Genomic DNA, 20,308 nt, shown 5'->3' with positions numbered 1-20,308 from the left:
TTCAAGCCGCCGATCAGCGCGACGATCGCCAAATACCAGCCCCGCCGCACGTTCGGCGCGATGACTCTGTTAAAGATGCAAAGGGTCATAAACCCCGAAAACACAAACAGCGACGCATTCAACGCAAGCAGCGAAGGCATTTCCCGGCCATGTGTAAATGCTTCGAGCATGCTGTCGACCATCAAGTTTTCGCTGAAAGCCGCCTTCCCGACGATGAACAGAATGAAGGGGACGGATATGACGATCGTCATTTCCAGCAAATAGAGCACCCGCATCGACGACAGGTTGACGAACAGGACGACGACCGCCAGGATCAGCGCCAGCGCTTCGACCGGCGCGAAGTCGGGGTTGATAAACCGCTTGGTCACCTCTGCGATGTACAGCAGCACGACGAAGCCGCAAACGAACCAGAGCAGCGCCTGCGCCGCAAGGAACGGCGCACCGATCCATCGAGGCATCGCGCCGTATACGATTTCCGGCAATCCTTGCCGAGGCAGACGGGCGAACAGCCAGGTAAATACGATGATCATCGTCGCGCCTGCCGGCACGGAGAGCAGCAGGGAAGACACGGCGCCGTTATACCGTTCTTCCAGCAGAATAATCGTCGCTTGCGATATGACGTTCGTCAGCATGTTGAAGAACAACAAATAAGCGAAATAACGGTTCATCCGACCCTCCTCGACGCGCCTGTTTTCCCGGAACGCTGCGTCGGCTTCGTCTGTTGGTCGTCATGCTCGAACAGCTTTAGGTACGGCTCCCCCATGCTGTCCAACGAGACGAGATAGCCGACCAACGCGATAAGGCCGAGCACGATGCCGGTCAGTCCGTACAACGTCGCGAGGAACAGCAGCGCGTATTTCGCCACGCGAATCGCGAAGCTCATCGAATTAATCGGCACGACGAAATTCGAGATGGCAACCGTCGCTACGATGATGATCATAATGCTGCTGACGAGGCTCGCCTCCGTCGCCGCCTGCCCGAGAATGAGCCCGCCGACCGTCGTCGCCGTCGAGCCGATCGCCTTCGGCAGCCGGATCGACGCTTCGACCAGCAGCTCCATGGCCAGCAGCATGAAAAGCACCTCGAGGAACGCCGGGTACGGCACCGCTACCCGGTTCCCTGCGATCGCAAGCGCCAGCTCCACGCGTAAAATCTCAGGGTTGTAGGCGGAAATCGCGACGTAGGTCGCCGGCAGCGTCAGGCTGATCAGCAGGGCGGCGTACCGGAGGAACAACAGAAACCGGCTAATAAAGTACTGCTGATACAAATCCTCCATCGACGCGAAGAAGTCGTAAAACGTCGCCGGCGCTACGATGGCGAACGGCGTCCCATGCAGCAGCACGACGACCTTGCCCTGGGATAAATTCAACGCGGCGCGGTCGGGGCGCTCCGTCACGAGCAAGCGGGGGAATAAAGTGCGCTTCGGCTCGCCGAGCAGCTGCGTCAGCTGGCCGGCCGATTGGACGACGGGCAGGGCGACGGCTTGAATCCGCCGCTTCATCTCCTCGACGAGGCCGCGATTCGCCGTCTCGCCGTCGGACAAGAGGGCGACGGCCGTCTTGATCCGCGTACCGACCGTCGTCGTCTCCATCGTAAGGGAAGCCGGTCCGTAGCGCTGGCGCATCAAGGCGACGTTCGTGCCGATATCCTCGCTGAAGGCGTTGAGCGGGCCTTGAATGACCGTCTCGACGGTCGCCTCGCGAATTTGGCTCGACGGAAATTTGCGGAAATCGAACACGTATACGTCCGATCCCGCAATGGCGACCGCATAGCCTTGAGCGACAAGCTGCAGCGTCGCCGCCTCGTCCGGCGGCGTCACGCGCTTCGGCATGCAGGAGATGAATTCCGCGTAATACAGGTTCGTCGATTCGTTATAAAACGGATTCACCAACGACTGAAAGATGAGCGCTTCGTCCGCTATCGTCAATAAGTAAAAGAGCTCTACGCTGCTCTCCCCGCGACGGAGCGTCTTATGGATAAAGTCCTTCGAACTGCCGAATTGCGCCGCCAGCTTCGAACGCAACGATTCGTGCACGACCCGTCCCCCTCCCGAAAATTTTCATCTCAGGTAGTATGGGGCGAGCAGGCGCAGATCATGCAAGAATATGGAAAAAGAGACCCCCGAAGCTTTCGCCTCGAACGTCTCTTCCTCTGGCGTTTCCATTCGGTTGAAAACCGGTTTACCCGCAATCGCCGCCGCCGGCGGACGCCGCGGTCGTCGCCGCGTCCTCGACGGCGATCTTCTCGGAAAGCGTGTCTCGAATAATGTTGAATACGAGCTGAAGCGTATAATTCAAATCCTGCTGCGACTGCCGGAACTGCGTCACGATCGGATATTCGTCGAGCTTGTTCTGCAGCTCGTCGATTTCCGCTTCGATCTTCTTCACCATGTCGGCGTTCTTGAACGTCGTCTCGAAGGCGACGATTTCCTTCTGCTTCTTCTTGATCGCGGCGATCAGTTTTTGGATGTCCTCGTGCTCGTTCACGCGCTTCTCCGCCTTGCGATAGACGTCTGCTTCCTCCGACGTCGATAGCAGCTCGGCCACTTCCTTCGCCTTCGCCATGATGTCCTCGCGGATCAGAAGATCCTTCGTGTCGTAAGATACCTTCGGTCTGCCTTCGCCCGGGGCGCAAGCATGTCCGTCGTCTCGAAACCGTTGTTGTCGATAGGCCATATTCGTCCGCTCCTCTATAGGTTGGCGACGGCCGGCGCTTCCGCGTCCGCCAATTCGCCCTTGATAAACCATGTCATCGGCTCCGTCACGGTCACCTGCGCGAACGTGCCGATCAAGTCGTGCGGGCCTTGGAAATGCACGAGCTTGTTCGAGCGCGTGCGGCCGGAAAGCATGTCGGCGTTGTTTTTGCTGACGCCTTCCACAAGCACTTCCACCGTCTGTCCGCGCAGCTTCTCGTTCGCCTCGCGGCTGATTTCGTTCAGCGCGTCGTTCAGCCGGATGAGCCGCGCCGATTTCTCCTCTGCCGGAATATCATCCGCCATATCGGCGGCCGGCGTCCCTTCGCGAGGGCTGTAGATGAATGTGTACGCCGAGTCGTACCGCACCTCTTTAACAAGCGACAGCGTGTCTTGGAACTGCTCCTCCGTCTCGCCCGGGAAGCCGACGATAATGTCGGTCGTCAGTACGACGTTCGGCATCGCCCGCTTGATCTTCGCGACGAGCTCGAGATACTGCTCGCGCGTGTATTTGCGGCTCATCTTCTTCAGCACGTCCGTATTTCCGGATTGCACCGGCAGATGAATATGCTCGACGAGGTTGCCGCCCTTGGCCAGCACCTCGATCAGGTGGTCGTCGAAGTCGCGCGGATGCGACGTCGTGAAGCGGATGCGCGGGATGTCGATCTTCCGGATGTCGTCCATCAGATCGCCGAACCGGTACGTGCGGTCCTCGAAGTCCTTCCCGTACGCGTTGACGTTCTGCCCGAGCAGCGTCACTTCCTTATAGCCCTGCCGCGCCAGCTCCCGTACCTCGGCGATGACGTCCTCCGGACGGCGGCTCCGCTCCTTGCCCCGCGTATACGGCACGATGCAGTACGTGCAAAATTTGTCGCAGCCGTACATAATGTTGACCCATGCCTTCATGCCTTCGCGCTTCTTCGGCATATTTTCGACGATGTCGCCTTCCTTGGACCATACCTCGACGACCATCTCTTTATCGTAATACGCGTCTTGCAGCAGCTTCGGGAGGCGGTGAATGTTATGGGTTCCGAAAATGAGATCGACATGCTGATGCTTCGCCATAATCCGCTTGACGACGCCTTCCTCCTGCGACATGCAGCCGCAGACGCCGAGCACGAGATTCGGCCGCTCCAGCTTTAGGTGCTTTAGATGGCCGAGCTCGCCGAACACCTTGTCCTCGGCGTTCTCGCGAATCGCGCACGTGTTCAGCAGAATGACGTCGGCCTCCCGCTTGTCCTCTGTCGCCGCGAAGCCCATCGACTCGAGCATGCCCTTCATCGTCTCGGAGTCATGCTCGTTCATCTGGCAGCCGTACGTCGTCACAAGATATTTCTTGCCGGCGCCGAATGCGCGCATCTCCTCCGGAATGTTGAAGTCGTAATGCACCTCGACGTCTTCCTTGCCTCGCTTCTTTCCTTCTTTATAGTCCGGCTGCGAGTTTATTTGAATGTTTCGTCCGTTCAGCCGATAGGTCGTCTTGCCGTCTTGGACGCTGACGACCTTCGCGCCGCTGAAATCGAAATATTTAGAGTAGTCCTTCGAAGCCATGCGTTCACTTCCCTCTATCGCTATTCATCCATTAAGAAAGTATAGCATACCGATAGGATCGGAATCCATTCATGGCAGCAAAAAGCGGCCCCGCCCGGAGCCGCCCTCCTTACTCGACAAGGATCGTGCCTTTGTCGCCGTTTTTGATGCCGGCGGCGTTCGCCTCGTCGGTGTCGATATGCATGTCGAGCGCGAATTGCTCGTTCACCCGGCAGACGACGTTCGCGAACGTCACGCCGCGCTCGCCCTCCGTCCGGACGCTGACGACCTGCCCGTCTTTCACGCCCATGCGCGCCGCGTCGTCCGGATGCAGATGAATATGCCGCGCCGCCACGATGACGCCCTTCTCGACCTCGACCTCGCCGCTGGGGCCGACGATGCGAATGCCCGGGGTGCCTTCGATGCTGCCCGACAGCCGCACGGGCGCGTCGACGCCGAGCGCGAACGCGTCGGTGCGCGAAATTTCCAGCTGCGTCTTCCCGCGCGCCGGCCCGAGGATGCGCACCTTGTCGAACCGTCCCTTCGGCCCGACGACCGCTACGGTTTCCTCCGCCGCGAACTGTCCCGGCTGGGACAGCGGCTTTAGGGGCTTCAGCTCGTAGCCCGCGCCGAATAACGTCTCGATATGCTCCGGCGCCAGATGAATATGCCGCGCGGAGACGCCGATCGTAATGTCGTACATATCGTTCCCTCCTTGGATCGAAAGACGGTCCCTTTTTCCATCCCTATCATCGTCCTGTTCAGTATTCCATGCGAATGAAAAGAGCATACGGCGACCGCCGCATGCTCCTGTTTCCCCGAATGAAATTAACGGAATTCCGCGACGAGCTTCGCGAATTGATCTTCCGTAATCGTCAAGTCCTGCTTCGCGAGGCCTTCCGGCTGGAAGCCCTTCACCAATGCCTCGTAAGGCTTCTTGGTCTTGTCTTGGTAGATCAAGCCGCAAAGCATGCTGTTCGTCTCCATGATTTTCGTCATGGCCGCGATGCGGTTCGAAGGATCGTAATCCGACTGCTCGTCTAGATCGACGATATGCTCCTTAAACCAGTCGTACGTGTTGATTTTGTTGAACGTGACGCACGGGCTGAATACGTTGACGATCGAGAAGCCCTCGTGCTTGATCGCTTCCTCGATAAGCGACGTCAATTGCTTGATGTTGCTCGAGAACGATTGCGCCACGAACGTCGCGCCGGCGGACAACGCGATTTCCAGCGGGCTCAGCGTCCCCTCGATCGAGCCTTCCGGCGTCGATTTCGTCTTAAAGCCTTCCGCGCTACGAGGCGACGTCTGGCCTTTGGTGAGACCGTAAATCTGATTGTCCATGACGATGTACGTGATGTTCATGTTTCTGCGAATCGCGTGCACCGTATGGCCGAGACCGATCGCGAAGCCGTCGCCGTCGCCGCCGGAAGCGATGACGGTCAACTCCCGGTTGGCCATCTTCAAGCCTTGCGCGATCGGAAGCGAACGACCGTGAATGCCGTGGAACCCGTATGCGTTAATATAACCGGAAATCCGGCCCGAACAGCCGATCCCGGAGACGACCGCGAGGTTTTCCGGCTCGAGGCCGACGTTCGCCGCCGCGCGTTGAATCGCCGCTTGGACGGAGAAGTCTCCGCAGCCCGGGCACCAGTTCGGTTTAATGTTATTGCGGAAATCCTTAAATGTAGCCATGGCTTATAACAACTCCTTGCAGCCGGTGTGAATTTCAGAAGGCAGGAACGGCGTTCCGTCGTATTTCAAGAAGTTCTTCACTTTGCCGGCGAATCCGACCCGCAGCTTGACTTGATCCGCCAATTGGCCGGTTGCGTTGTTTTCGATGACGACGACCGTCTTCGCCTTCTCCACGTACGGCGCTACGAGCTCCGTCGGGAACGGGTACAGCTGGCGAATCGTCATATGGTTCGTCGTAACGCCGTCCTTGGCGAGGCGTTCGCGCGCTTCGTCGATCGTGCCGCCGATCGAGCTCATGCCGATAATCAGCACGTCCGGGTTTTCGTGCGGCGCGTCGATATGGATCGGATTCGTAATCCGCACGCTCTCGAGCTTCTTCATCCGCTTATCCATCATCTTCTTGCGGTTGATCGGGCTCTCGGACGGGCGGCCTTCCTGATCGTGCTCGACGCCGGTCACGTGGTGAATGCCGTTCTTCATGCCCGGCAGGACGCGCGGCGAGACGCCGTCTTCCGTGAACTCGTAACGCTTAAAGAGCTTGTTCTCTTCGAGCGGCGGCAGCTCCCCGGTTTGCAGCGCCCCGCGCTCGATTTTGATTTTGTTCAGATCGAGATTTTCCGCCGTCTGCTTGCCGAGCGACAGCTGCAGGTCGGTCACGAGAATGACCGGGCATTGGAACTGCTCCGCCAGGTTGAACGCTTCGATCGCGTCGTAGAAGCATTCTTCCACCGTGCTCGGCGCGATGACGATCTTCGGGATCTCGCCGTGCGTGCCGTAAATCATCGCGTTAATATCCGACTGCTCCTGCTTCGTCGGCAACCCCGTCGACGGGCCGCCGCGCTGCGTATCGACGATGACGACCGGCGTCTCCGTCATGCCGGCAAGGCCGATCGCTTCCATCATCAAGGAAAGACCCGGGCCCGCCGAGGCGGTGAGGGCGCGGACGCCGCCGTAGTTGGCTCCGATCGCCATCGTCACGGCCGCGATTTCGTCCTCCGTCTGAATGACGGTTCCGCCGAACTTCGGCAGCGTCTTGACGAGGTATTCCATAATTTCCGAGGCCGGCGTAATCGGATATGCCGGCATGAAGCGGCAGCCGCCGACGACGGCGCCGAGACCGATCGCGTCGTTGCCGATCATGAACAGCTTCGCTTGACCGTCCGACGGCTCGAGCTGGAAGTCGGCGAGGGACGAGCCGCCCGCAAGCTCCAGTACGAATTCCGCGCCGCGGCGCACCGCTTCGACGTTCTTCTCGACGATAGCGGGACCTTTGCGTCCGAATTCTTCTTCTACCGCTTTATTAAACACCTCGAGCGGAAGCCCAAGCAAAGCCCAGGAAGCGCCGGAGGCGACCATATTCTTAAACAGGGATGTGCCGAGCTCTTCCGCGATCGACGTGATCGGCACGGGAAACAATCTGGCATCGATGCCTTCCGGCACCGTCGGGTTAAACTTCGCGTCGGCGACGATGACGCCGCCCTTGCGCAATTCGTGGGAGTTCAGGTCGATCGTCTCTTGGTCGAACGCCACGAGAATATCGAGATCGTCCGAGATCGCGCGAATCGGCTTCGTCGAGATGCGGATCTTGTTATTCGTGTGCCCGCCCTTGATGCGTGACGAGAAATGCCGATATCCGTACAAGTAATACCCGAGTCGGTTCAGCGCCGTCGAGAAAATGCGGTCGGTACTTTCAACGCCCTCGCCTTGTTGTCCGCCGATTTTCCATGACAATTGGCTAATCAAGAAAGTCCACTCCTTTGGAGGCGAAAAAATGATGGATCGAAGTGAATTGAAACATGGAAATCCGTTTCATATGTCAGTAAGTAGTGTATGATGACGCCTTGTAAAAAGCAAGTGCTTTCAAGCATCTCAAAATATAGTATTTTTCGATGGTTTTCATATCGAATCGAGATGAATGGAAGCTCGGTCCTTTTTACGGAAGACGTCCTTGGTAATAGGATAACCAATTTCGCCAGAGAAAGCCCTCCGTCAGCTCCGCGGAATATCGTTTTTCAAGCGCCTCCGCTAACATGGCGTATCCGGCCGGATGTTCGAGCCCCCGTACCCATGTTTCGATACCGTCGAAGTCGGAGCCGAAGCCGACGTGCTTCGCCCCCCCCAGCCCGCAAATATGATCCAAGTGGCGCAGCACGTCGTCGATCGTCGCCTCCCCGCCGTCCCCCCGCAGGAAATAAGGCACGAACGTCAAGCCGACCCGGCCGTTCGCGGCGATTAAGGCGCGTAGCTGATCGTTCGACAGATTCCTCGGATGGCCGCAAATCGCCTTCGCGTTGGAATGCGACGCGATGGGCGGTTGGGTCGATCGCTCGAGCAGCTCCCAAAACCCCTTCACCGACAAGTGCGACACGTCGAGAGGCAGTCCGAGCCGATCGCATTCGGCGAGCAGCCGCCGACCGGCCGCCGTAAACCCGCCGCCGCGCGGCTCCCGTACGCCGTCCGCCGCCCAATTCGCCTCGTTCCAGGTGAGACCCAAGGTCCGAACGCCCAACGCATGGACGATTCGGAGATAAGCAAGGTTCCCCTCCAGCCCGTCCGCGCCCTCTAGCGTCAACATGGCCCCGATTCTCGTCTCCTGCGGCTGCAGCAGCGTCTCGAGATCTTGCTTCGTTCGGATGAACAGCATATCGGCGCGGCTCGAGATGCGCTGCAGGAAGGCGTCGACGCTCGCCAGCACCGCTTCGAACGGCTTTCCCCTCCACGCTTCCGGAATGTAGATGGCGAAGGCCTGCAGCCGGACGCCGCCTGCCTTCAACCGGCGCGCCGTCACGTCCAGCCGCGGATCGTCGTCGAATCGCAGCTCGGGCGATAGCAGCAGCTTGCTTAAGACGTCGCAGTGCATATCCCATGTATTCATACCGATCACGCGCCTTCCCTTCGAATTGGGAGCAAGAAAAAATAGCCTCCTGAGAGGCTATGCGGTCAATGCAACATGATGGATGAGCGGAAAACAACCTATGCCGACGCTCGTCCGGGACGAGCGCGAAAATCGATTCATCTCGGCTCCACGATCAGCTTGATCGCCGTCCGGTCTTCCCCGTCGATTACAATATCGGTAAAGGCGGGAATGCAAATCAAGTCGACGCCGCTCGGAGCTACGAAGCCTCGCGCGATCGCTACCGCCTTAATCGCTTGGTTCAGCGCGCCCGCACCGATCGCCTGCAGCTCCGCCGCTCCGCGTTCCCTCAACACGCCCGCCAATGCGCCTGCCACCGAGTTCGGGTTCGATTTCGCTGATACCTTTAATACCTCCATGAATTGGACCTCCTCGGGAAAGCTTCAATCGTTCCGGTACCTATATATATTCGGTCGGCTCCGAAATCATTCCAATCGAGGAGTTGACGCGCTTCTGAATTATTCACACAATTCAGAAAGTTCCACATGGAACATTCCGCGTCAGAACATCTTGAATTCGCCTTCGTAAATGCGTATGGTTTTGATGGACTTGGACAACCCCGTGGCTTCGTCGATATCTACGATGACGCCATGGAACTGATACTTCCCTTCCGCCGCTTGGAATCGGACGGGCAGCTGCGTAAGGAATTTCGTTAACACCGCGTCCCGCTCCATGCCGAGAATCCCTTCCCGGGATCCCGTCATGCCGACGTCCGTAATGTACGCCGTCCCGTTCGGGAGCCGCTGTTCGTCGTTCGTCTGTACATGCGTGTGCGTGCCTACGACCGCCGACACCTTCCCGTCGAGATACCACCCGATCGCGAGCTTCTCCGACGTCGCCTCCGCATGGACGTCGACGAACGTCGGGATCGGCCGCTTCCTCGTCTTCTCGAGCAGTTTATCGAGCGTACGGAACGGGCAATCGAGCGGCGGCAGGAAGGCGCGGCCCATCACGTTGATCAGCAGAAGCTCTTTCCCGTTAGCTGATTTCAACGTAACGGCGCCGCTGCCCGGCGTACCCGGCGGGAAGTTCGCCGGACGAATGACCCTGGGTTCCTTGTCGATCCATTCGAAGATATCTTTGTTGTCCCACGTATGGTTGCCCATCGTGACGCCATGCACGCCCAGATCGAAAAACTCGTTCGCGATGGCGCCTGTGATGCCTTTGCCGCCGGCCGCGTTTTCGCCGTTCACGATGATGAAATCGGGATTGTGCTGGCTCTTGAGCGCGGGCAGGTTTTCCTTGAGCGCCCGACGGCCGGTCCCCCCGACGATATCGCCGATAAACAATACTTTCATGTTTGCATCCCCTTCCCGAACTTCGTGCGTGCAAAAAGGAAAAGCTGTCCCCGTCGTCGGCAGACGACGTCGGGACAGCCACCCTTGGTGCGTATTATTTTGCGTATTCCACCGCGCGGGTTTCCCGAATGACCGTGACTTTAATATGCCCCGGATAATCGAGTTCGTTCTCGATTTTCTTCGTGATCTCCCTGGCGAGGCGGAACGACTCCGCATCGTCGATGCGCTCCGGCTGCACCATGACGCGAATCTCGCGTCCGGCTTGGATCGCGTACGACTTCTCGACGCCCTCGAACGATTCGGAAATTTCCTCGAGCCGCTGCAGACGCTTGATGTACGTCTCGAGCGTCTCGCGCCGCGCTCCCGGCCGTGCCGCGGACAAAGCGTCCGCCGCGCCGACGAGCATTGCGATGACCGACGTCGCCTCCGTGTCGCCATGGTGCGAAGCGATGCTGTTGACGACGACCGGGTGCTCTCGGTATTTCTTTCCGATCTCGACGCCGATCTCGACGTGAGATCCCTCGACCTCGTGGTCGAGCGCCTTGCCGATATCGTGCAGCAAGCCCGCCCGTTTCGCGAGGGTGATATCTTCGCCCAGCTCCCCGGCCATAAGGCCTGCGAGATACGCGACCTCCATCGAATGCTTCAGCACGTTCTGGCCGTAGCTTGTCCGGAATTTCAGTCGACCCAAGATTTTGATCAGATCCGGATGCAGCCCGTGCACCCCGACCTCGAACGTCGCTTGTTCGCCGTACTCCCGGATGCGCTCGTCCACTTCCTTGCGCGACTTCTCGACCATCTCTTCGATCCGGGCCGGGTGAATCCGTCCGTCCGCGACGAGCTTCTCGAGCGCGTTGCGCGCGATTTCTCTGCGGATCGGGTCGAAGCCCGACAGGATGACCGCTTCCGGCGTATCGTCGATGATCAGGTCGATGCCCGTCAACGTCTCGAGCGCGCGGATGTTGCGGCCTTCGCGGCCGATGATCCGGCCCTTCATCTCTTCGTTCGGCAGCGCGACGACGGAGACCGTCGTCTCCGCGACATGATCCGCCGCGCAACGTTGGATCGACAGCGTGATGATTTCCCGCGCCTTCTTGTCCGCCTCTTCCTTCGCTTGCTGTTCGATTTCTTTCATCAGCTGAGCGGCTTCGAGACGCACTTCGTTCTCGACGTTGGAGAGGATCATCTGCTTCGCGTCTTCCTGCGTCAAGCCGGAGATGCGTTCGAGCTCCTCGACCTGCTTGCGATAGAGAGCGTCGATCTGGTGCTGCGTCTCTTCTACGCGCTTCTCTTTGTTGGCAAGCTGCTCTTCTTTGCGTTCCAATGAATCCAGTTTCTTATCCAGCGTTTCCTCTTTTTGCTGTAACCTTCGTTCCTGTCGTTGCGTTTCGTTGCGACGTTCACGAATGTCTCGTTCGGCCTCGGAGCGAAGCTTATGAATTTCGTCTTTCGCTTCGAGGACCGCCTCTTTTTTCAGCGCCTCGGCTTCTTTCGAAGCGTTATCGAGTATATTCCGAGCCGCTTCTTCCGCGCTCGAAATTTTGGCTTCGGCAAAGGACTTGCGAATAAGGTAACCGATCCAAAAGCACGCTGCGCCAACAACGAGAGCGATGATGGCTGTGATCAACCAGTGCATCTAGTTCACCTCCCCGTTGCCACACAACGTTAGAGCTTCAGGCTGACGGCCCAACGATGTGTCCTTTTTAGTTGTTTTCGCGTGTCTTCATGGGTAAAGCAGTTTCACTTGTTCTCGCGCTTTCGTAAAGATTGGGCGAAAAAGAAAAGCGAATATACTAGTTCATTGTAGCTTTGCCTAAAGAAAGTTGTCAAGCAACGTCTATTCCCATCCCCCGTCGTCGTCCCAAGCCGCCTCGCCGTCGTCGTCGTCCGCCCCGTCCGCCGCTTCGCGCACCGCCTCGCGGACCGCGGATGCGGAAAAGCCGCGTCTCGCTAAGTAAGCGTACAGCTTCCGCCGAGCCGCTTGGGGATCCTCCCCGGACGACAGCGCGCGCCAACGCTTCTTCGCAAGCGCCGCGGCAGCGGCCTTCTCCTCCTCCGGCGATACCGATTGAACCGCGTCCATTACGGTCTGCTTATCCACGCCCTTCTGCAGCAGCTCTTGCCGAATCCATTGCTTCCCTTTCCCTTGGCGCTGCAGCCTCTCTTCCGTCAACGCCCGGCTGAATCGCTCGTCGTCGACATACCGCTCCGCCTTCAGCCGTTCGACGCAGTGATCGACGACGGCAGGCTCGTACGCTTTGCGCCCCATATATTGTCGGATCTCTTTCTCCGTTCGAGGCCTCGCGCCAAGCCAACGAATCGTCTTCACGTAGGCGTCCTGCCGCTCCTCGTCTCGAAGCACTTCCTCGAGGCGGTCCGCCGATACGACCTGCCCCTTGAAAAGCCGATGCTTCATTAATATATCCTCGTGCACGGCGAACGCGAACTGTTCGTCCACGAAAATATTGTATCGATGCCGCTGCTTCTTCTGCAGCTCCACCGACGTAATGACGCCCTGCCCGTTCAAGTTCCCACCCCCGTCCGTCCTTCCAAGCGAAACGGCACCCGGGAAAAGCGCCGGGTGCCGGTGTGGAGAAAAGCTATTGAAAAGCAGCAACAAGCCGAATTCCTTCCGGTATTACGCCTCGGCTTCTTCGTCGAAATCGTCGTCGTCGTCGCCGTGCGATACGCCGGCCGGCAAGCCCGGCACCGACACGGTCGCCTCGCGAACCTTCTTCTCGATCGCGCTCGCCACCGCCGGGTTGTCCTTCAAGTACTGCTTTGCGTTCTCCCGGCCTTGACCGAGCCGCTCGCCCTCGTAGGAGAACCAAGCGCCGCTCTTCTGTACGATGTCAAGCTCCGTCCCGATGTCGATAATGCTGCCTTCCCGGGAGATGCCCTCGCCGTACATGATGTCGATCTCCGCCTGTTTGAACGGCGGTGCGACTTTATTCTTAACGACCTTGATCCGCGTCCGGTTCCCGACCATGTCATTGCCTTGCTTGATCGTCTCCACCCGGCGCACTTCCAGTCGCACGGACGAGTAAAACTTCAACGCGCGGCCGCCCGGCGTCGTCTCCGGGTTGCCGAACATCACGCCGACCTTCTCGCGAAGCTGGTTAATGAAAATCGCGATCGTCTTGGACTTGCTGATCGCGCCGGACAGCTTGCGGAGCGCCTGGGACATGAGACGCGCCTGGAGGCCGACGTGCGAATCGCCCATCTCGCCTTCGATCTCGGCCTTCGGCACGAGCGCCGCGACGGAGTCGATGACGATGATGTCGACGGCGCCGCTTCGGACGAGCGCTTCCGCGATTTCGAGCGCCTGCTCGCCCGTATCCGGCTGCGACAACAGCAGCTCATCGATATTGATGCCCAACTTGGAGGCGTATACGGGATCGAGGGCGTGCTCCGCGTCGATGAAGGCGGCTTGTCCGCCCTTCTTCTGCACTTCCGCGATCGCATGAAGCGCGACCGTCGTCTTGCCGGACGATTCCGGACCATAGATCTCGATGATTCTTCCCCGCGGGAAGCCCCCAACGCCGAGCGATATATCAAGCGCGAGCGATCCGCTGGATACGGTCTCCACTTGCATATGCGCGCTTTCTCCCAATTTCATTATCGAACCCTTGCCGAACTGCTTCTCGATCTGGCGCAGCGCCATCTCCAATGCGGCTTTGCGATCGCTCACAATGAACACTTCCTTTTCTCTGATAATGTAATGATACCTTCTTTTCGCTCCGTTGCCAACCATTTTTTCGAACATACATTCGTTTTTTTTTGTGAACGACCGGACCGCGGAACGAAAAAAGAACCGCGGCGCTTGTCGCTTCGCCACGGTTCTTCCGTACGATTATCATACTTCATCCGAAAGCCGTTGACAAGGGAGGCCCGACTTACCGCAGCCGTTTCCAAAGCTCGTAGAAGCCGGCGCGGCAAGCCCGCAGCTTGACGATTTCGCGGCTGCCGGAAAGCTTCAGCTCCCTCGTCTCCGTCGGCTTCCCTTCCTCGGCGACCCCCATATATACCAAGCCGGGGGGCTTCCCTTCGGACGGCGACGGTCCGGCCACCCCGGTGAACGATACCGCGAACGTGGCGCCGAGCCGCGCTCTCGCCCCCTCCGCCATGGCCGCGGCCGTCTCCGCACTGACGGCGCCCGGCGCATTTTCCCCTTCCAGCAGCTCCGGCGGCACGCTGAGCAGTACCCGCTTCGCGCCGTTCGTATAACACACGACGCCGCCCAGGAACGCTTCGGAGCTGCCCGGATGCGATGTCGCCATATCCGCGAACATGCCCCCCGTACAGCTCTCCGCCGCAGCCAGCGTCGCCCCGCGCTCGCGCAGCAGCCTTACGATGACCGCGTCGAGGCTCACGTCCTCGTCCGCGTACAGATGATCGCCGACGCGCCGGCGAATTTCCGCCTCGGTGCCCGCCATCTTGGCGAACGCTTCGGCCTCCGTCGCGGCGCGCGACGTCAGACGGATGAGCACTTCTCCTTCTTTCGCGTACGGCGCGATCGTCGGATCCTCCTGCCGTTCGATCAAGTCGAGGAGCGCATGCTCGAGTCCGGATTCGCCGATGCCGGCGAATTTTAACGATTTGGAAAACAGCGGCTGCACCCCGTCCATGTTCGCCCGAAGCCACGCCCGCGCGTACCGCTCGAACATCGGCTTCAGCTCCCGGGGCGGTCCCGGAAGGAGGACGTACAGCTTGCCCTCGTGCCGGAGCGCCGTGCCGACCGCCATGCCGGTATCGTTCGGAAGGACGTCCGCTCCCGCGAGCGTCAACGCCTGACGCCGATTGCTCTCGACCATGACGGCGCCGCGCGCAGCGAAGTACGCTTCGATTTTCCGCAGCCCCTCCGCGTCCATGACGAGCTCCGCCCCGACGTAACGCCCGAGCGCGTCCCGCGTCACGTCGTCCAGCGTCGGACCGAGGCCGCCGGTGCACAAGACGACGTCGGCCCGGCCGGCGGCGATCGACAGCGCCGATACGATTCTCTCCACGTTGTCCCCGACGACCGTCTGGTAATGAACGTCGATCCCGATCGCAGCGCATTGCTCCGCCAAATATTGCGCGTTCGTGTTGACGATCTGCCCGAGCAGCAGCTCGGTACCGACCGCGACGATTTCCGCTTTCATTCCCGCAGCCTCCCCATATTATTATTTCCTGTCATGACAAAGAGGGACCGCATCGGCCCGCGCGCGTATTTCAAGCAGGTCCGATCGATCCCTCCTGACGGTTACCTCACTTCGTCGATCACGTTTTTGTTTTTCACGAAGTAATCGATGCCCGAATAAATCGTAATCGCCGCCGCCGCCCAGCTGGAAATCAAGTCGAACGGAATCCCGACGAAATAAAACGGGAAGTTATTGAGCAGCAGCGCGATGATCATCGTAATTTGAATGCCGGTTTTCCACTTCCCCCAAGCGCTCGCGGCGACGACCTTGCCCTCGAGGAGCGCCACCTGCCGAAGGCCGGTAATCGCGAATTCGCGCGAGATGATGACGACCGCGATCCAAGCGTCGACCTTCTGCATATCGACGAGCGAGATGAGCACGGCCGCGACGAGCAGTTTATCCGCGAGCGGATCGAGCAGCTTGCCGAGATTCGTCACCATCTTGCGGGAGCGCGCGATGTATCCGTCGAGTCCGTCGGTGCTGGCGGCGATAATAAATATCAGCGTGGCCACGATCTGATTGTATGTAATGGAGAATCCGCCAAGGCGGAGCTCCGGCAAATTCAAACGGACGAGCAAGAAAAACATAATGATCGGGACGAGGAAAATCCGCGCCAGCGTAATCCGGTTCGCTAAATTCATGCGGAAACACCGACTCCCGATAAATCGTAATCGAGCGAATGCGTAATGCGAACCTTCTGCAGCTGGCCGATCTCCGGCGTACAGCCGGTAACGAACACCTCGCCGTCGATCTCGGGCGCGTCGTACTGCGAGCGGCCGATAAAGACGTCGTTGCGACCGTCGTACCGTTCGATCAAGACGTCCATCGTCTGTCCCACGAACCTCCCGTTCGCCTCCTTCGACACTTCGCGCTGCACTTCCATCAGCCTCGAGGCGCGGTACTCCTTCACGTCCTCAGGCACTTGGTTCGGCAAGCGCGCCGCCGGCGTATCCTCCTCTTGTGAATACGTAAATACGCCGAGCCGATCGAATTTCAACTCCCGAACGAAACGAACCAACGCTTCGAAGTCTTCCTCCGTCTCCCCCGGGAAGCCGACGATAATCGACGTGCGCAGCACCGCATCCGGCACCTTCGCCCGAATTTTCGCGACGAGCTCGCGCACGTCCCGCCCGCGTCCCGGCCGGCGCATGCGCTTTAGGATGCTGTCCTCGCTATGCTGCAGCGGCATATCGATATATTTGCAGATTTTCGGGTTCGATGCGATCGTCTCGATGAGCTCGTCCGTAAAGAAGCCGGGGTACGCGTAGTGCAATCGCACCCACTCGATGCCCTCCACTTCGCTGACGCGATTCAGCAATGTGGGCAGCATAAAGGAATCGTACAAATCCGTTCCGTAATTCGTGGAGTCTTGCGCGATCAGCGATACTTCCTTCACGCCTTGCTTCGCAAGCTGCTCCACCTCGCCGAGGATCGATTCGATCGACCGGCTGCGGAACGCCCCCCGCATGATCGGGATCGAGCAGAACGTGCAAGCGTTATCGCAGCCCTCCGCGATTTTGACGTAAGCGGTATACCGCGGCGTCGACAGCTTCCGAGGCAGCGCCTGTTCGTAGTTAAAGACCGGGTTGCCGACGGCGACGGGCTTTTTGCCGCGAAGCGCTTCGTCCACGATGTCGTTGATTTTGTCGAAATCGCCTGTCCCGACGATCCCGTCGATCTCCGGCATCTCCTGCATCAACTGTTCCTTATACCGCTGCGTCAGACATCCCGAGACGATCAACGCTTTGAGCGCTCCCGTCTCCTTCAGCTCGGCCATTTCCAAAATCGTGTTGACGGACTCTTCCTTCGCCGCATCGATGAAACCGCAAGTATTGACGATAATGACCGTCGCGTCCTCTTTCCGTTCGACGAGCTCGTACCCGCGTTGCGAGACGAGGCCGGACATAATTTCCGAATCGACCAAGTTTTTCTCGCAGCCGAGGGTCACCATCTTAATTTTCTCGGTCATCTATGGTATCCCCCAATTGTTATCCCATTCCAATCGAAGCCATTATAATATAAGCCCCGGAACGAGTCAAAAGGGGGATGTTCCCGCGGCGCTTATTCCGTGCGCGGCGGGCCGAGCGCTCCGGGCTCGGTCCACGTCGGCGGCTGCTCCAGCCAACGGCGGCGGATCATGAGCTCGACGCCTTCGCTCGCGTATTTCATGCCGTCTTCGATCAGCTTTACGAATTGCAAGCCGATATCGCGCCGATGCACCGTACTAAGATAGGTCCCGTAAATCGAGATGGCGCCTGACCCCATCTGCGCGACGTGCGCCAGCATCAGTTTATCCGTGTATGGCGCAATATTCGACACGTACACCTCGTCGTCAAGGGACGGCACGGCGCCGATATGCTCCTCGCCCAGCGTCTCGCCTAAGTTGTCGAGAATGCGCTCCGCCATGCGAATGCCTTTCCCCATATATTCCCGAATCTCTTCGTCTCGGACGGTCTGGCGAAAGCCGGTAAGCAACGCTTTACTGATGACGTTCTGTTCGATCGTGAAGTGCAGCGCTCGAATTTCCGACGCGTTGAGCGGTCGCTGCTTGCCGAGCCAACCCGCGAAATAACGGTCCTCACGGATGAATTCCGTTTGATCGGGAATCGGAAACGAAGCCGCTCGCGTATACAGACCTTTATTCAACAGCATTTCGACAGCCTTTTGGAACAGCGCCCGATAATCGTCGTACGCCCGGTATAAGAAGTCAAGGACATCGCCGCGCGCCGATTCCCCGATCGCATGAGGCACCGTGCGCAGCCCGAGCTTTGCCATGCCGTAAGTATAGTGCAAAATAAAGACGTCGGAAAATAACGGGGGCGCCTCGACGTTCCTGTCCTTCTCCGAAAAGGCTTCCGGAAACGGATATTGCTCCTTCCGATAAATCGATCGAATGTCCTCCACGTACCGTACGCTCATCTCGAGCGCAGTCTGAATCAAGGCCCGTACGTCCGGATCTCGGCAGCCGGCGAGCATCGGCTGTTTCACTTGGATCAAGAGGGACTCGATCATGTAGAGTTCCCAGAGCACGGCTACCTCCGCCGCAGTTAAGCGAGCCTTCTCTATTGTGCTAGTCGCCATGGTTAATCCCTCCTATTCGCTGGATCGTTCCGCTTCCACACGTCCCTTGCGGTTTATTTTTTCACTGAACGCCCTTTCTTAGCGCCGAGAATTTTTGGAGCGGGAATAGAAAGCCCCGCGTTCGTTCGCGAACGCGGGGCTTTCCGAAGATAACGCTTATTTCATATTGACGAATTGCAGCTCGAGCGGCAAGTCGGCGCCGCGCAGCAAGGCGATGACGGCCTGCAAATCGTCTTTGCTCTTGCCGGTGACGCGTAGCTGGTCGCCTTGGATCTGCGACTTTACCTTCAGTTTCGAATCCCGAATCAAGATGTTCATCTTCTTGGCGTCTTCTTGCCCGATGCCTTGTTTAAGCTTAATCGTCTGCCGCACGGTGCCGCCCGATGCCGGCTCGATTTTGCCGTAATCCATATTTTTAATGGATATGCCGCGCTTGACCATCTTGCTCTGCAAAATATCGATGACGCTCTTTAACTTATACTCGTCGTCGGAGACGAGGACGAGGGCGTCCTTTTCCAACTTAATTTCGCTCTTGCTGCCCTTAAAGTCGAATCGCGTGGCGATTTCCTTCTCGGCCTGCGTGACCGCGTTCTGCAGCTCCTGCATGTCCACCTTCGAGACGATGTCGAACGAATATTCGGATGCCATTCCCGCGCCAACCCCTTCCAATAAGTAAAAATCGATAGCATTAAGTATATCAAAAGTCGGCGGCCGGTGCCAAAACACGGAAAAAGGAGCGTCCGCCAAGGCGAACGCTCCTTCTGAAGTTCCCTCATTACGAGCGGCTGCGCGCCGGGTCCCGGAACATGTCTAAAATCCCGAGCACGATATGCGCAAGACCGAAGCCGAAGATGCCGTACCCCCATGCGTCCGGTGTAAGATACCAACCTAGCAGGCTGACGACGACCCCGAGTCCCGTTACGATCCAACTGATGGTCATGGATATCCCTCGCTTCGCTGTGGAATGCTTTCCATCCTTGCTACCGTTAGGATACCCAGTCCATAGGGCGTTATTCGGCGGCGCCCGACGTCGAAGCCGCGGCCGGAATCGGAACCAGCTCGAATTGGAACTTGCGGGGGTTCGGCTCCTCGCCCATGTCGATCGGCACGCCGTTCACCGCGAGCTGCACCGCGTTGGCGCGTCCGATGTTCAAATAGACGGGATGATCGAACTCGCCGGTGTAGACGTCCCCTTGCTTCATGCCGCCCTGGTGCAAGTATTTCGACTTCGAATCGGCATGCGTGACGCCGACCCAAGCCTCCGAGCCGACGACCTTGATTTCGAGCGACACCTTGTCGGCGTTCTTGACCGTAAACCGTTCGACCTGATGGCTGCTGTATTGGAACTTCTCGACGAACGCGACGTCGGGCTTCGGCGGCTCCGGGACCGGGGCCGGCTCGGGCTCCGGTTCGGGCTCTGGTTCCGCCGTGCCGACGTCCTCGGTCGGCAGCGTGCCTTGCTCCGCCGCGGAGCTGTCCGTGATCGGCTCGTTCGGCAGCACGTTCCCCCGGGATTCCCAATTCGAGTATAAGTAATAGTAAACGACGCCGATAATCAAGATCGGGAACGCGATCATTAACAGCGCGGACGCCCATTTGCCGACGCGCTCCGGCGGATTGACGGCGCTGCGGCGGGCCATTCGGATCGGTTCCGTCGAAGGCTCGGGGTCCGCGGACGGGATGACGTGCGCATACAACCGGAACACTTCGTCGGGTTCGAGTCCGACCGCTTCGGAATATTGCTTAATGAAAGCGCGGACATAGAACGTTCCCGGCAAAATGTCGTATTTCCCTTCCTCGATGGCCTCCAAGTACCGTTTGCGAATTTTCGTCGTCTCTTGCAGCTGATCCAAACTGAGGTTCTTCTCCGTGCGCGCTTTCCGAAGCAATTGCCCGAGGTCGGACACGTCAGTCACCT

Annotated in this window: 19 protein-coding genes and 1 pseudogene; all 20 read right to left on the bottom strand. The window is 58.7% G+C overall.

Annotation, left to right across the window (positions count from 1 at the left end; all coding sequences use genetic code 11):
• A pseudogene (locus VEZ38_RS12795) lies at positions 1-668 on the bottom strand (hypothetical protein); the annotation flags it as partial.
• Complete coding sequence (locus tag VEZ38_RS12790) at positions 665-2,035, bottom strand: spore germination protein (RefSeq protein WP_324893952.1); 1,371 nt, start codon at positions 2,033-2,035, stop codon at positions 665-667. The gene VEZ38_RS12790 and the pseudogene VEZ38_RS12795, both read right to left, overlap by 4 nt.
• Before the next feature lie 145 nt (positions 2,036-2,180).
• Positions 2,181-2,675 (bottom strand): RicAFT regulatory complex protein RicA family protein, encoded by a 495-nt coding sequence (locus VEZ38_RS12785; RefSeq protein WP_324893950.1) that lies wholly within the window; start codon positions 2,673-2,675, stop codon positions 2,181-2,183.
• A gap of 14 nt (positions 2,676-2,689) precedes the next feature.
• Positions 2,690-4,243, bottom strand: coding sequence for a tRNA (N6-isopentenyl adenosine(37)-C2)-methylthiotransferase MiaB (gene miaB / locus VEZ38_RS12780; protein ID WP_324893948.1), 1,554 nt, complete (start codon positions 4,241-4,243; stop codon positions 2,690-2,692).
• 109 nt (positions 4,244-4,352) lie between these two features.
• On the bottom strand, positions 4,353-4,925 hold the full coding sequence (gene pduL, locus VEZ38_RS12775; RefSeq protein ID WP_324893946.1) for a phosphate propanoyltransferase: 573 nt from the start codon (positions 4,923-4,925) through the stop codon (positions 4,353-4,355).
• 125 nt (positions 4,926-5,050) lie between these two features.
• Positions 5,051-5,917, bottom strand: a complete 867-nt coding sequence (locus VEZ38_RS12770) for a 2-oxoacid:ferredoxin oxidoreductase subunit beta (RefSeq protein ID WP_324893944.1) — start codon at positions 5,915-5,917, stop codon at positions 5,051-5,053.
• Between the two features lie 3 nt (positions 5,918-5,920).
• Positions 5,921-7,660: a 2-oxoacid:acceptor oxidoreductase subunit alpha gene (locus VEZ38_RS12765; protein WP_324893942.1), complete on the bottom strand. Its 1,740-nt coding sequence runs from the start codon at positions 7,658-7,660 to the stop codon at positions 5,921-5,923.
• A 190-nt stretch (positions 7,661-7,850) separates the two neighbouring features.
• On the bottom strand, positions 7,851-8,792 hold the full coding sequence (locus VEZ38_RS12760) for a dipeptidase (protein WP_324893940.1): 942 nt from the start codon (positions 8,790-8,792) through the stop codon (positions 7,851-7,853).
• A gap of 137 nt (positions 8,793-8,929) precedes the next feature.
• A complete protein-coding gene (locus VEZ38_RS12755) occupies positions 8,930-9,190 on the bottom strand; it encodes a stage V sporulation protein S (protein ID WP_006286829.1) in 261 nt (86 codons plus the stop codon).
• Between the two features lie 141 nt (positions 9,191-9,331).
• Entirely contained in the window at positions 9,332-10,129 is a 798-nt protein-coding gene (locus tag VEZ38_RS12750) for a TIGR00282 family metallophosphoesterase (RefSeq protein ID WP_324893926.1), read from the bottom strand.
• A gap of 94 nt (positions 10,130-10,223) precedes the next feature.
• Positions 10,224-11,765 (bottom strand): ribonuclease Y, encoded by a 1,542-nt coding sequence (gene rny / locus VEZ38_RS12745; protein ID WP_324893924.1) that lies wholly within the window; start codon positions 11,763-11,765, stop codon positions 10,224-10,226.
• 201 nt (positions 11,766-11,966) lie between these two features.
• Positions 11,967-12,656 carry a RecX family transcriptional regulator gene (locus tag VEZ38_RS12740; RefSeq protein ID WP_324893922.1) on the bottom strand — a complete coding sequence of 230 codons (690 nt, stop codon included), beginning with the start codon at positions 12,654-12,656 and terminating at the stop codon, positions 11,967-11,969.
• Positions 12,657-12,767: 111 nt separating this feature from the next.
• On the bottom strand, positions 12,768-13,820 hold the full coding sequence (gene recA / locus VEZ38_RS12735) for a recombinase RecA (protein WP_324893920.1): 1,053 nt from the start codon (positions 13,818-13,820) through the stop codon (positions 12,768-12,770).
• Positions 13,821-14,025: 205 nt separating this feature from the next.
• The gene (locus VEZ38_RS12730) at positions 14,026-15,270 is read right to left on the bottom strand and encodes a competence/damage-inducible protein A (protein WP_324893918.1); all 1,245 of its coding nucleotides are present in this window, start codon (positions 15,268-15,270) and stop codon (positions 14,026-14,028) included.
• A gap of 101 nt (positions 15,271-15,371) precedes the next feature.
• Entirely contained in the window at positions 15,372-15,950 is a 579-nt protein-coding gene (gene pgsA / locus VEZ38_RS12725; RefSeq protein ID WP_324893916.1) for a CDP-diacylglycerol--glycerol-3-phosphate 3-phosphatidyltransferase, read from the bottom strand.
• Entirely contained in the window at positions 15,947-17,278 is a 1,332-nt protein-coding gene (gene rimO / locus VEZ38_RS12720) for a 30S ribosomal protein S12 methylthiotransferase RimO (protein WP_324893914.1), read from the bottom strand. The genes pgsA and rimO overlap by 4 nt, the downstream gene beginning before the upstream one ends.
• A 92-nt stretch (positions 17,279-17,370) precedes the next feature.
• Complete coding sequence (locus VEZ38_RS12715; protein ID WP_324893912.1) at positions 17,371-18,390, bottom strand: DUF3231 family protein; 1,020 nt, start codon at positions 18,388-18,390, stop codon at positions 17,371-17,373.
• Positions 18,391-18,546: 156 nt separating this feature from the next.
• Entirely contained in the window at positions 18,547-19,038 is a 492-nt protein-coding gene (locus tag VEZ38_RS12710) for a YajQ family cyclic di-GMP-binding protein (protein WP_324893910.1), read from the bottom strand.
• A 127-nt stretch (positions 19,039-19,165) separates the two neighbouring features.
• Complete coding sequence (locus VEZ38_RS12705; protein ID WP_324893908.1) at positions 19,166-19,330, bottom strand: hypothetical protein; 165 nt, start codon at positions 19,328-19,330, stop codon at positions 19,166-19,168.
• A gap of 70 nt (positions 19,331-19,400) precedes the next feature.
• Positions 19,401-20,297 carry a helix-turn-helix domain-containing protein gene (locus VEZ38_RS12700; RefSeq protein WP_324893906.1) on the bottom strand — a complete coding sequence of 299 codons (897 nt, stop codon included), beginning with the start codon at positions 20,295-20,297 and terminating at the stop codon, positions 19,401-19,403.
• Positions 20,298-20,308 lie beyond the last annotated feature (11 nt).

Origin of the sequence: Paenibacillus sp. (assembly GCF_035645235.1) — a bacterium.
GTDB lineage: Bacteria > Bacillota > Bacilli > Paenibacillales > YIM-B00363 > Paenibacillus_AE.
This window is presented reverse-complemented; position numbering and strand designations above follow the sequence as displayed.